Genomic DNA, 12,442 nt, shown 5'->3' with positions numbered 1-12,442 from the left:
GCCCTCGCCCACCGGCGCGAAGCCGTCGCGCTCGCCGAAGACGATCTCGTTACCCTGCGCCAGCTGCGCCAGGCGCTCGGCCACGTCGGCCTGCTGCGCCTTCGACGCCAGCGCTCCCATGCGCACGCCCTCGATGGACGGGTCGCCGATCTTGATCTTCGCCAGCCGCTCGCGCAGCGCCGCGGCCACCGCATCGGCCTGCGCCGCCGGCACGATCGCGCGCCGGATCGCCGTGCACTTCTGGCCGGCCTTGGCGCTCATCTCGCGCATCACTTCCTTGACGAAGAGATCGAATTCGAGATCGCCCGGCTGCACGTCCGGCGCCAGGATCGAGCAGTTCAAGCTGTCGGCCTCGGCGTTGAACGGCACCGAGCGGCGGATCAGGTTCGCATTGACGCGCAGCTGCGCCGCCGTGTCCGCCGAGCCGGTGAAGGTCACCACATCGGTCTCTTCCAGCCGGTCCAGCAGATCGCCGGAACCCCCGATGACCAGCTGCAACGCGCCCGCCGGCAGCAGGCCGGACTCCTCGATCAGCCGCACGCAGGCCTCGGCGACATAGCTCGTCGCGGTGGCCGGCTTGACGATGCAGGGCATGCCGGCGAGGAAGCTCGGCGCGAACTTCTCCAGCATCCCCCACATCGGGAAGTTGAACGCGTTGATGTGGACGGCGATCCCGCGCTTGGGCACCAGCACGTGCGTGCCCATGAACTGGCCCAGCTTGCCGAGCTGCTGCGCGGGACCTTCATGAACGATGTTGCTCGACGGCAGCTCGCGCCGCCCCATCGACGCGTAGGCGAAGAGCGTGCCGAAGCCGCCTTCGATGTCGATCCATGAATCCGGCCGGGTGGCGCCGGTGTGGGCGGAGATCGCGTAGAGCGCTTCCTTGCGGTCCTGGAGATAGGTGGCCAACGCTTTGAGGATTGCCGCGCGCTGCTGGAAGTCCAGCGCGAGCAGCGCCGGCAGCGCCTGGCGGCGCGCGAAGTCGAGGCTCTCGCCGAAGTCGATCTCCTCGGCATGGGTCTGCGCCACCAGCCGGCCGTTGACGGCGCTGTGCAGGCCGCGCGCGGCGGTCGAGCCGATCCAGCGACCGGCGATCAGGCTTTGGAGGACGGGAGTGGCGCTGAGACTCATGGCTGATACTTCCAAGTTCCGTTTTCGATCTTGACCATCACGCGGGCGCGTTGATCCAGGCCCAGGTGGTCGTTGGCGGACATGGTGAACACACCATGCGCGCCGGGCAGTTCCTTCACGCCTTCGATCGCGTCGCGCAGCGCCGCGCGGAACTGCGGCGTGCCGGGCTGGGCCTTCTTGATCGCGTTCGGGATCGCCGCCTGCAGCAGCAGGCCCGCATCCCAGGCATGGCCGCCGAAGGTCGACACGCTGCCCTTGCCGTAAACCTTCTCGTACTCCGTCACATAGACCTTCGCGCTCTTCTTGGCCGGATGGTCGGCCGGCAGCTGGTCCACCACCAGCACCGGGCCGGCCGGCAGGAAGGTGCCCTCGACATCCTTGCCGCCCACGCGCAGGAAGTCGTTGTTGGCCACGCCGTGGGTCTGGTAGTACTTGCCCTGGTAGCCGCGCTCCTTGAGCGTCTTCTGCGGCAGCGCCGCCGGCGTGCCGCTGCCGCCCACCAGCACCGCGTCCGGCTTGGCCGCCATGATCTTCAGCACCTGGCCGGTCACCGAGGTGTCGGTGCGGTTGTAGCGCTCGTTGGCGACGATGCTCAGGCCCTTGCTGGCGGCGACCTTGTTGAACTCGCCGTACCAGCCCTCGCCATACGCATCGGCGAAGCCGATGTACGCCACCGTCTTCACGCCCTGCGCCTGCATGTGGGTGGCGATGGCCAGCGCCATCATGATGTCGTTCTGCGGCGTCTTGAAGACCCACTTCTTCTTCGCGTCCATCGGCTCGACGATGCGCGCCGACGCCGCCATCGAGATCATCGGCACCTGCGCCTCCGACACCGCGTCGATCATCGCCAGCGAGTTCGGCGTCACCGTCGAGCCCACCACCACGTCGACCTTGTGCTCGGTGATCAGCTTGCGGGTGTTGGCCACCGCGGTCGTCGTGTCCGACGCGTCGTCCAGCACGATGTAGTTGACCTTCTGCCCGGCGATGGTCTTGGGCATCAGCGCGAAGGTGTTCTTCTCCGGGATGCCCAACGAGGCCGCCGGCCCCGTCGCCGAGACCGTCACGCCGACGTTGATGTCGGCGCGGGCAGCGCCGCCCAGCGCCATCAGCGCGGCGCCGGCCACGGCCAGCAGGGTCTTCTCGATGCGTGTCATGTCGTCTCCTTGGAATGTCGTTGTTCAGGAACGCAAGGGAATGGGAGGTACTGCTACTGCGACTGCAAGGGGGCGATGCTCCTCCGCGAAACCTTCATGAGACTTGCGGCGCGGGATTGCGCGGGGCCGGGTCGGCGGCTTCGGTCCGGACCGCGCCCAGGCCGCCGAAGAAGAGATCGGCCACCATCGGCGCGACCGCCTCGTAGGTCAGCGCGCCATCGGGGCGCAGCCAGGTGAAGGTCCAGTTGATCATGCCGAACAGCAGCATGGTCAGCGGCTTGTGCAGGTGAGCGCCGCGCAGCTCCGGCCGCACCGCGGCCACCGCGTCGGCGAAGCGGCCCACCACCTGGCGCTCAACCTCGACCATGCGCTCGCGGTGCTCGTCGTCGAGGAACTTCAGGTCCTCGGTCAGCACGCGGTGCTCGTTCTGCGCCTCGCCGTAGGCCTGCACGAAGCGATGGATCAGGCCGCGCAGGTGATCCTGTGGCGGCAGGCCCTGCGCGCTCACCTCGTCGACCAGGTCGACCAGATGCTGCAGGTGGTTCTGGCAGATCTGCGCGAGCAGCTCATGCTTGTCGCGGACATAGTGGTACAGCGTGGGCTTGCTGACCTCGCAGGCCTCGGCGACCTGGTTCATCGAGGTGGCCGGGTAGCCCTGGTTGGCGAAAAGTCGGGCGGCCTGCGCGAGGATCTCCTCGCGGGTGGCATCGAATCCGGGGGCGCGACCTCGGGCCATGGGTGTTGTTTTCCTTGTGAATCAGCGTTCGTCGAACGAGATCACGACGCGCGGCGTCAGGGCGTGGGCCTGACAGCTGAGGATGAATCCAGCCGCCACCTCGTGCTTCTCGAGGGCGAAATTCTTATCCATCCGGACCTCGCCCTCGATGAGCTTGCAGCGGCAGGTCGAGCACACGCCCGATTTGCAGGAGAACGGCACGTCCATCCCGGCCCGCGCCGCGGCGTCGAGCAGGCTGGGATCGCTCTTGCGGAACTCGATCTCGCGCGAGACGCCGTCGCGGATCACGAGCACCTTGGCGGCCTCGGCGTCCTCCGCATGGATCTCGTGCGGCGCCGGACGGCCGCTCTGCATCTCCGGCGTGCCGAAGCGCTCGACGTGGATGCGGTCCTCGGGCACGCCGGCGGCGCGCAGCGCGGCCTCGGCCTGCTCGTTCATCTCGAACGGTCCGCAGACGAAGACCTGGTCGATGCCGGCCGCCGGCACCGGCCCGGCCAGGAACTCGCCCAGCTTGGCCTGGTCCAGCCTGCCCGCCATCAGCGGGGCGTCGACATGCTCGCGCGAGAACACGTGATGCAGCGTCAGCCGCGTCATGTAGCGGTTCTTCAGGTCCTCGAGCTCTTCCTTGAACATCGCCGAGGCCGGCCGGCGGTTGCCGTAGATCAGCGTGAAGCGGCTCATCGGCTCGCGCGCCAGCACGGTCTTCATGATCGACAGGATGGGCGTGATGCCCGAGCCCGCCGCGATGCCGACGTAGTGCCGCGCCGACGCCGGATCGATGGGCACGTGGAAGCGGCCCTGCGGCGGAAAGACCTGGACCTCGTCGCCGGCCTTCAGCTGCCGGTGGACCCAGGTCGAGAAGGCGCCGCCATCGACCTGGCGCACGCCCACGCGCAGTTCGCCGTCGTCGACGCCGGCGCAGATCGAGTACGAGCGGCGCAGGTCCTGGCCGTCGACGTCGCCGCGCAGCGTCAGGTACTGGCCCTGCGTGAAGCGGAAGGTCTCGCGCAGCGCCTCCGGCACGTCGAAGCACAGCACGACGGCGTCGTCGGTGTCCTGGTGCTTGGCGCGCAGGCGCAGCGGGTGGAAGTGCAGGCTCATGGCAATGGCGAGTGAATCGTGAAGGGACGGCGCGACCGGGCGGCGGCTCAGATCGGCTTGAAGTGTTCGAAGGGCTCCCGGCAGGCGAGGCAGCGGTACAGCGACTTGCAGGCGGTCGATCCGAAGGCGGACAGCTGCTCGGTGTGCGCGCTGCCGCAGCGCGGGCAGGCGATGGCCTCGCGGCGGCGCACGATGCGCACCGGCACTCCCTGCCCCGCGTCCACCGGCCCCGGCGGCGCGATGCCATAGCGGCGCAGCTTCTCGCGGCCCTCGTCGGTGATCCAGCCGGTGGTCCAGGCGGGCGCGCGGCGCATCGTGACGGTGATCTCGCCGAAGCGGGCCAGCGCCTCGCGCACGCTCTGCTCGATCGCCTCGGTCGCGGGACAGCCCGAGTAGGTCGGCGTCAGCACGACCTCCAGGCCATCGGCGGTCTCGAGCAGATCGCGCACGATGCCGAGCTCCACCAGCGACACCGCCGGCACCTCGGGATCGAGGACCTGCGACAGCACTTCCCAGGCCGCGGACAGGCGCCCGCAGCCGAGGTCGGTGGGACCGGGACCCGCGTCGGACGAGGTCGGACGCGGACCGGCCGTCGTCAGCGACGACAACCAATCCAGGTGCGAGGGCGTCGGGGCAGCGTTCATGGTCGTCCTTGAAGCGTGGGCGTCGCCGCGCTCACCACACTCCGCCGGGGTAGGCGCGCTGCAGCGACTGCATCGTCGCCAGCATGTGGCCCATATGCTCGCTGTGGACGCCGCGCACGCCGGCGTAGACGTGCGGCGTGTCCTTCGGGCGGGCCAGGCGCGCCTCGGCCAGCACCTCGTCCATCGCGGCGTTCCAGTCCGGCTTGAGCGAGGACCAGGCCGGGCCCAGTCCGCTCGCCTCGGCGGCCGCATCGACCGCATCCGACGCGAACAGCTCGTTCACATAGGGCCACAGCGCAGCCAGCGCGGCCGTCATGCGGCGGGTCGATTCCTCGCTGCCGTCCCCCAGGCGCACGACCCACTCGGCGGCGTGCTGCTGGTGATAGCGGACCTCCTTCACCGCCTTGGCGGCGATGGCGGCGACCTCCGCGTCGCTGGAGGCCTGCAGCCGCGTCCACAGCGGCAGCAGCCAGCAGGCGGCGACCAGGTTGCGCGCCTGCGTGAACGCGAAGTCGCCGCGCGGCAGCTCCATCAGCACGGGGTTCAGGTAGTGGCGCTCCTCGCGCAGGTAGGCGAGCTGGTCCTCGTCGAGCGGCTGCTCGTTGAGCTGGCCGGCGCGGGTCAGCAGCGCGCGCGCCTGGCCCAGCAGGTCCAGCGCGATGTTGCCCAGCGCCAAGTCCTCTTCCAGCACCGGCGAGTGGCCGATCCATTCCGAGATCCGGTGCGACAGCACCAGGCAGGCATCGCCGATGCGCAGCAGGTATCGGACGTCCCCGCGCTGGCCGGGTTGAACGGAAGTGCTCATCGTCCGGTCCTCACATGTGGTCCAGCGAGGCGGGCAGGTCATAGAAGGTGGGGTGGCGATACACCTTGTCCTCCATCGGGTCGAACATCATCGACTTCTCGCCCGGATCCGACGCGACGATCGCCGACGAGGGCACGACCCAAATGCTCACGCCTTCCTGGCGGCGGGTGTAGACGTCGCGGGCCATCTGCAGGGCCATCTTCGCGTCGGGCGCATGCAGGCTGCCGCAGTGCTTGTGGTCCAGGCCCGCCTTGTTGCGGACGAAGACTTCCCACAGGGGCCATTCATTGGCGCCGGTCGTTTGGTTGATGCTCATGATTCGTGTGCTTCGGAGATCGTGCGGAGGACCTGATCGCGCGATCAGGCCGCCTGGGCGGCGGTGGCGCGCTTGTTCGCGTGGGCCAGCGCGGCGTCGCGCACCCAGGCGCCCTCCTCCCAGGCCTTGACGCGGGTGGCCAGCCGCTCGGTGTTGCACGGGCCGTTGCCGCCGACGACGCGCCAGAACTCGTCCCAGTCGATCGCGCCGAAGTCGTGCTGCTCGCGCTGGGCATTCCACTTCAGGTCGGGGTCGGGCAGCGTCACGCCGAGCAACTCGGCCTGCGGGACCGTGGCGTCGACGAACTTCTGACGCAGCTCGTCGTTGGTCAGGCGCTTGATGCCCCAGCGCATCGACTGCTCGGAGTTCGGCGAGTCCTTGTCCGCCGGGCCGAACATCATCAGCGACGGCCACCACCAGCGGTTCACCGCGTCCTGGACCATGGCCTTCTGCGCGGCGGTGCCCTCGCGCATCATGACCAGCAGGCTCTCGTAGCCCTGGCGCTGGTGGAAGGACTCCTCGCGGCAGATGCGGATCATCGCGCGCGCATACGGGCCATAGGAGCAGCGGCACAGCGGCACCTGGTTCATGATCGCCGCGCCGTCGACCAGCCAGCCGATCACGCCGATGTCGGCCCAGGTCAGCGTCGGGTAGTTGAAGATCGAGCTGTACTTGGCCTTGCCGGTGTGCAGCGCGTCCAGCATCTGGTCGCGGCTGGTGCCCAGCGTCTCCGCGGCCGAGTACAGGTAGAGCCCGTGACCGCCCTCGTCCTGCACCTTGGCCAGCAGGATGGCCTTGCGCTTGAGCGTCGGGGCGCGCGTGATCCAGTTGCCCTCGGGCAGCATGCCGACGATCTCGGAATGCGCATGCTGGCTGATCTGCCGCACCAGCGTCTTGCGGTAGTGCTCCGGCATCCAGTCCTTGGCCTCGATGAAGTCGCCCGCGTCGATGCGGGCCTCGAAGGCCTCGTTGCGCTGCTGCTCCTCGGCGGTCTGCAGCTTGGCCGCCTGGTCCTGCGGACCGACGCTCATGGCTTGCGTGTACATGGGGACTCCTTACGAATGCTTCGGACGCTGGTCGACGACGCGGCGCGCCTTGCCCACCAGCGTGCGTTCGATCGAATCGGGGGCGCCGACCGTCACGCGGGTCGACACGCCGATCAGCGTCTTGATGCGGTGCTGCAGCGAGCGGCTCGCCGCCTGCGCGTCGCCGCCCGCGGCCGAGAGCTCGCAGCGCACCTCGACCTCGTCGAGGTGGCCGTCGCGGCTGACGACGATCTGGTACTGGCCGGACAGGCCGGGCTCGGCGAGCACCAGTTCCTCGATCTGCGTCGGGAACAGGTTGACGCCGCGGATGATCAGCATGTCGTCGCTGCGGCCGACGATCTTGTCCATGCGGCGCATGCTGCGCGCCGTCGGCGGCAGCAGCCGCGTGAGGTCGCGCGTGCGGTAGCGGATCACCGGCAGCGCCTCCTTGCTCAGCGAGGTGAAGACGAGCTCGCCCTCCGAGCCCTCGGGCAGCACCTCGCCGGTCTCGGGGTCGATGATCTCGGGATAGAAGTGGTCCTCCCAGATCACCGGGCCGTCCTTGGTCTCGATGCACTCGGACGCGACGCCCGGCCCCATCACCTCGGACAGGCCGTAGATGTCGACCGCGTCGATGCCGGCCTTGTGCTCGATCTCGCGGCGCATCGCCTCGGTCCAGGGTTCGGCGCCGAACACGCCGGTCTTGAGCGAACTGGCGCGCGGGTCCAGGCCCTGGCGCACGAACTCCTCGACGATCACCTGCATGTAGCTCGGCGTGACCATGATCACGTCGGGCTTGAAGTCCTGGATCAGCTGGACCTGCTTCTCGGTCTGGCCGCCCGACATCGGGATCACGGTGCAGCCCAGGCGCTCGGCGCCGTAATGCGCGCCCAGGCCGCCGGTGAACAGGCCGTAGCCGTAGGCGACGTGGACGATGTCGCCCGCGCGCGTGCCGGCGGCGCGCAGCGAGCGCGCGACCAGGTCGGCCCAGGTGTCGATGTCCTTTCGGGTGTAGCCCACCACCGTCGGCTTGCCCGTGGTGCCCGAGGACGCGTGCACCCGCACGACCTTCTCGCGCGGCACCGCGAAGAGGCCGAACGGGTAGTTGTCGCGCAGGTCCTTCTTCGTCGTGAACGGGAACAGGCGCAGGTCGGCCAGGTCCTTCAGATCCCCGGGATGCACACCCTTGGCGTCGAACGCGGCCTTGTAGTGCGGGACGTTCTCGTAGGCATGCTGGAGCGTCCACTTCAGGCGCTGCAGCTGCAGCGCGCGCAGCTCGTCCTGGCTGGCGCGCTCGATGGGCTCGAGGTCCTCGGGCCGGAAGGTCTTCACCGTCATGGGTCTCGTCTCCTTGTCGCCGCGGGCTCGGGCCGGCTCAGCCGGGCAGCGGCAGGTCCGCCACCACGGACCGGCCCTTCATGCGGTAGGACCGCCCGCGGAAGACCGCGATCAGCTCGTCGCGTTGATTGGTGATGCGGATGTCGTAGACGCCGGTGCGGCCGGCCAGCGAGGTCTCGCTGCGCGCGCCGTCAGGACGTCCCCCAGCCGGGACGGCGCGACGAGGTCGATCGCGAAGCCCGAGGCCACCGTCATCTCGTTGTGCGAGTTGCAGGCGAAGGCGAAACAGGAATCGGCCAGCGTCGTCACGAAGCCGCCGTGGCAGATGTCGAAGCCGTTGAGCATGTCCTCGCGCACCGTCATCGACAGCGTCGCGGTGCCGGGACCGATCGCGTCGATGCGCAGGCCCAGGCCCTGCGACGCGCGGTCATTGGCGAACATCGTGTCGCGCACAGCCTCGGCGATGCGCTGCGGATCGAGGGCCTCGCGCATCAGCGGTCCTTGAACACCGGCGCGCGCTTGGACAGGAAGGCGGCCGCGCCCTCCAGGTAGTCGTGCGCGTAGCCGAGCTGGCTCTGCAGCTTGGCCTCGAGCTTGAGCGCGTCCTCGAACTCCAGGTCCATCGACGCATCGAGCGCCTGGCGCGTCTGCACCAGCGCGCGGGTCGGCATCTTCGCCAGCTTCTGCGCGGTGGCCATGGCTTCGCTCTGCAGCTCGCCGTCGGCGACGCAACGCGCGATCAGGCCCCAGGCTTGCGCGTCGGCTGCGGGCAGCTTGTCGCCCAGCAGTGCCAGTTGCAGCGCACGGGCGCGGCCCACCAGCCGCGTCAGCAGCCAGGTGCCGCCGCAGTCGGGCACCAGTCCGATCTTGGAGAAGGCCTGGATGAACGAGGCCGACTGGCCAGCCAGCACCAGGTCGCAGCCCAGCGCGAAGTTGGCGCCGGCGCCCGCGGCGACGCCGTTGACCGCGCAGACGGTCGGCACCGGCATGCTGCGCAGGCGCAGGGCCAGCGGGATGTAGTAATGGTCCAGGAGGTTGCCGATGTCCTTGGCCTTGGGCTGGCGCTGCGGATCGGCGTCGCCCGCGTGGTCGTCGAACTCGGGCTTGATGTGCGGGTCGGACAGGTCTTGGCCGGCGCAGAACGCGCGGCCGGCGCCGGTGATGAGCACCGCCCTCACCGCCTCGTCATGAGCCGCCTCGTCCAGGGCGATGCGCAACTGGCCCAGCAGGCCGGTCGTGAACGCGTTCAGCGCCTGCGGCCGGTTCAGCGTCAGGACGCGCACGGCGCCTTCGGTGCTGATCAGCAGCGGACTGTCTTCGGCGGTGGACGGGGGGGTGGGGGTGGTGCTCATTCGGCTTGTCTCCTCGGCCTGAGGGGGATTCAGCTTTTGCAGCTTTTTTTGATCGGCTTCTATTTACCGACCGGTCGGTAGATACTACGAGCCATCGGATCCCAACACAAGGCCAGTGACCTAGGGTTACCACCAAGATCGCGGTCATTTACAGGGAAAGTTCCCCTGGTGCTGGGGCCGAGGACGCCCGAACCACGATAGGAGACGAATCCATGCCCTGCTATGCCATCGACGGCCTGTCGCCGGTCGTCCATCCCAGCGCCCATGTGCATCCGACGGCGGTGCTGATCGGGGACGTGATCGTCGGGCCGGACTGCTACGTCGGCCCCTGCGCCTCGCTGCGGGGCGACTTCGGGCGGATCCGGCTGATGGCGGGCGCCAACGTGCAGGACACCTGCGTGATCCACGGCTTCCCGGGGTCGGACACCATCGTCGAGACCAACGGCCACATCGGCCACGGCGCGGTGCTGCACGGCTGCGTGGTGCGCCACGACGCGCTGGTCGGCATGAACGCGGTGGTGATGGACGAGGCGGAGGTCGGCGCCTACAGCATCGTCGCGGCCTGTGCGTTCGTGCGGGCGGGGCTGAAGCTGCCGGAGAAGTCGCTGATCGCCGGGCTGCCGGCCAAGGTGATGCGGCCGGTGACCGAGGACGAGATCCGCTGGAAGCGCGAGGGCACGAGACCTACCAGGACCTGGCGCGGCGCTGCCACGCCAGCCTGGTCGAGGTCAGCCCGCTGGCCGAGGAAGAGGCCGACCGACCGCGCCTGCAGGTCGGCGGCCCCAAGACGCTGGTGGCGACAAGACGCGAGGACGACGGCAGCGCCTGAGCGTGCTGGCGCCGCCTTGAACGCGGCGGCGGCGCCGAGGCGCCTTCAGACCATTTCGGCCCGCTGCACCTGCACCTGGTCGATCAGCGCGGTCACCAGGCCGGACGTCAGCCCGTGCACGCCAGCGCCGGAGCAGGCTGCGGCGCCGGCCGCGACGGCCCAGCGCAGGTGCTCCTCGGGCTCCTGGGTCGCGCCGTTCATCAGGCTGTAGAGCAGCCCGGCCATGGCGGCATCGCCGGCGCCGATCGTGTCCACGACCGCGTCCAGCGGCGGCGGCGCGGCGCTGAGGTCGGCCTTCGGATGGAACAGCTGGGCGCCGCGCTCCCCCAGCGTCAGCATCACGATGGCGCGCGGGTTCCAGGCGGCGATCTGCGCCAGGCCGACATGGTGGTCGCGGCTGCGGAACAGCCCGCGCAGGTCTTCGTCCGACACCTTGATCACGTCCGCCAGCCGGCACATGCGCTCCAGCGTGCGGTCATAGCGCGAGTCCATCGAGATCCGGTAGTTCGGGTCGTAGCTGATGCGGGCGCCCTCGTCCTTGAGGGACTCGGCCAGCGCGATCAGCCGCGCGGCCAGCGGCTCGCGCGTCAGGCTGATCGAGCCGAAGTGGGCCCAGCGCAGCGCCCGGCGCCAGCCGGCGGGCAGCGCATGGGGGCGGAAATGCAGGTCGGCGCTGTCGTCGCCGACGAAGGCGTACTCCGGCGGCGACACCTGATGGACGAAGGCCATCAGCGGCGACTTGGCGAACTGCTGGATGAAGCGCAGGTCCAGGTGGGCGTCCGCGCTGGCCTGCCAGAGTTCCTGGCCGAAGGGGTCCTTGCTCAGGCCACCGGCGAAGGCGCTGAGCTGGCCGAGCCGCGACATCGCGATGGCCACGTTCCACGGCGAGCCCCCGCTGCGGCTGCACCAGGTGCCGGGACCGGTGCGGATCATGTCGGTGAGGGCCTCGCCGAAGGAGACGAAGCTGGCCAGGTCCGCATGGACCACGGTCGTGGGGGTCAAGCTCATTCCGGGATTCGAACGCGCCTGACCTTCCGGTGCAAGTGACAAGTCCTACAGGGTGTCGATGCGAGGGCGGGGTTGACATCGCGCACGGCCGCGGCGCCGGCGTGGCCAGATCGCACGCCAAGAAGGGCCCGGGCGGGCGCGGACGGCGCGCCGGCGGCACAATCGCTCCCCATGACCGATGGTGTGATTCCGCTGCTCGATCTGCGCCAGATCGGGCGGACGCCTCCCGTGCCGCATCCCCTCCCCCCGCCCCGCCCGGGGCCGTGGCTGGACGCGCGCGGCCGGCCGCTGCGCGACCTGCGCATCTCGGTCACCGACCGCTGCAACTTCCGCTGCAGCTACTGCATGCCGAAGGAAGTGTTCGACAAGCACTACGCCTTCCTCCCCCACCGCGACCTGTTGTCCTTCGAGGAAATCACCCGTCTGGCGGGCGTCTTCGCCGGCCTGGGGGTTCAGAAACTGCGCCTGACCGGCGGCGAACCGCTGCTGCGCCGCAACCTCGAGGCGCTGATCGCCCAGCTGGCCGAGCTGCGCACGCCCGAGGGCCAGCCGCTCGACCTGACGCTGACCACCAACGGCTCGCTGCTGGCGCGCAAGGCGCGGGCGCTGCGGGACGCGGGCCTGCGCCGGGTCACCGTCAGCCTGGACGCGCTTGACGACGCCATCTTCCGGCGCATGAACGACGTCGACTTCCCGGTCGCCGAGGTGCTGCGCGGCATCGAGGCCGCCCAGGCCGCCGGCCTGGCGCCGATCAAGGTCAACATGGTGGTCAAGCGCGGCACCAACGACGATCAGATCGTCCCTATGGCGCGCCATTTCCGCGGCACCGACGTGGTGCTGCGCTTCATCGAGTACATGGACGTCGGCATGAGCAACGGCTGGCGCATGGACGAGGTGCTGCCGTCCGCGCAGGTCCTGGCGCGCCTGCGCGAGGACGCCGAGCTGGTCCCGCTCGCCGCCACCGTCGAGGGCGAAACCGCCACCCGCTGGGGCTACGCCGACG

The 12,442-nt window shown here is 69.6% G+C and carries 12 protein-coding genes and 2 pseudogenes; 2 read left to right on the top strand and 12 right to left on the bottom strand.

Going from position 1 to position 12,442, the window contains the following annotated elements; translation table 11 throughout:
* The 11 genes and pseudogenes from FUT87_RS19770 to FUT87_RS19720 form a co-directional block, all read right to left on the bottom strand.
* The coding region (locus tag FUT87_RS19770) for an aldehyde dehydrogenase family protein (RefSeq protein WP_147242128.1) at nt 1-1,131 on the bottom strand (1,131 nt) is incomplete at its 3' end.
* The gene (locus FUT87_RS19765; protein WP_183480824.1) at nt 1,128-2,285 is read right to left on the bottom strand and encodes an ABC transporter substrate-binding protein; all 1,158 of its coding nucleotides are present in this window, start codon (nt 2,283-2,285) and stop codon (nt 1,128-1,130) included. The genes FUT87_RS19765 and FUT87_RS19770, both read right to left, overlap by 4 nt.
* A 94-nt stretch (nt 2,286-2,379) precedes the next feature.
* Nucleotides 2,380-3,021, bottom strand: coding sequence for a TetR/AcrR family transcriptional regulator (locus FUT87_RS19760; protein ID WP_147242127.1), 642 nt, complete (start codon nt 3,019-3,021; stop codon nt 2,380-2,382).
* 21 nt (nt 3,022-3,042) lie between these two features.
* Nucleotides 3,043-4,122, bottom strand: a complete 1,080-nt coding sequence (gene paaE, locus FUT87_RS19755) for a 1,2-phenylacetyl-CoA epoxidase subunit PaaE (protein ID WP_147242126.1) — start codon at nt 4,120-4,122, stop codon at nt 3,043-3,045.
* 47 nt (nt 4,123-4,169) lie between these two features.
* Entirely contained in the window at nt 4,170-4,766 is a 597-nt protein-coding gene (gene paaD / locus FUT87_RS19750) for a 1,2-phenylacetyl-CoA epoxidase subunit PaaD (protein ID WP_147242125.1), read from the bottom strand.
* Nucleotides 4,767-4,797: 31 nt separating this feature from the next.
* Nucleotides 4,798-5,571: a 1,2-phenylacetyl-CoA epoxidase subunit PaaC gene (paaC, locus tag FUT87_RS19745; protein WP_147242124.1), complete on the bottom strand. Its 774-nt coding sequence runs from the start codon at nt 5,569-5,571 to the stop codon at nt 4,798-4,800.
* Nucleotides 5,572-5,581: 10 nt separating this feature from the next.
* Nucleotides 5,582-5,887, bottom strand: coding sequence for a 1,2-phenylacetyl-CoA epoxidase subunit PaaB (paaB, locus tag FUT87_RS19740; RefSeq protein ID WP_147242123.1), 306 nt, complete (start codon nt 5,885-5,887; stop codon nt 5,582-5,584).
* A gap of 44 nt (nt 5,888-5,931) precedes the next feature.
* Complete coding sequence (paaA, locus tag FUT87_RS19735) at nt 5,932-6,933, bottom strand: 1,2-phenylacetyl-CoA epoxidase subunit PaaA (protein WP_091733937.1); 1,002 nt, start codon at nt 6,931-6,933, stop codon at nt 5,932-5,934.
* Between the two features lie 9 nt (nt 6,934-6,942).
* Nucleotides 6,943-8,250 carry a phenylacetate--CoA ligase PaaK gene (gene paaK, locus FUT87_RS19730; protein WP_147242122.1) on the bottom strand — a complete coding sequence of 436 codons (1,308 nt, stop codon included), beginning with the start codon at nt 8,248-8,250 and terminating at the stop codon, nt 6,943-6,945.
* A 37-nt stretch (nt 8,251-8,287) separates the two neighbouring features.
* A pseudogene (gene paaI, locus FUT87_RS19725) lies at nt 8,288-8,742 on the bottom strand (hydroxyphenylacetyl-CoA thioesterase PaaI).
* Nucleotides 8,742-9,602, bottom strand: coding sequence for an enoyl-CoA hydratase-related protein (locus tag FUT87_RS19720; RefSeq protein ID WP_147242121.1), 861 nt, complete (start codon nt 9,600-9,602; stop codon nt 8,742-8,744). Before FUT87_RS19720 ends, paaI begins: the two are co-directional and overlap by 1 nt.
* A 212-nt stretch (nt 9,603-9,814) precedes the next feature.
* Here FUT87_RS19720 and FUT87_RS19715 point away from each other — a divergent pair.
* Nucleotides 9,815-10,431 (top strand): annotated as a pseudogene (locus FUT87_RS19715) (phenylacetic acid degradation protein PaaY).
* Between the two features lie 45 nt (nt 10,432-10,476).
* Here FUT87_RS19715 and FUT87_RS19710 read toward each other — a convergent pair.
* Nucleotides 10,477-11,439, bottom strand: coding sequence for a carbohydrate kinase (locus FUT87_RS19710; RefSeq protein WP_091733947.1), 963 nt, complete (start codon nt 11,437-11,439; stop codon nt 10,477-10,479).
* Between the two features lie 171 nt (nt 11,440-11,610).
* Between FUT87_RS19710 and FUT87_RS19705 the strand changes: the two genes are divergently transcribed.
* On the top strand, nt 11,611-12,442 hold an 832-nt coding region (locus tag FUT87_RS19705; RefSeq protein ID WP_147242120.1), incomplete at its 3' end, for a GTP 3',8-cyclase MoaA.

The organism is Mitsuaria sp. TWR114 (assembly GCF_007997345.1).
This window is presented reverse-complemented; position numbering and strand designations above follow the sequence as displayed.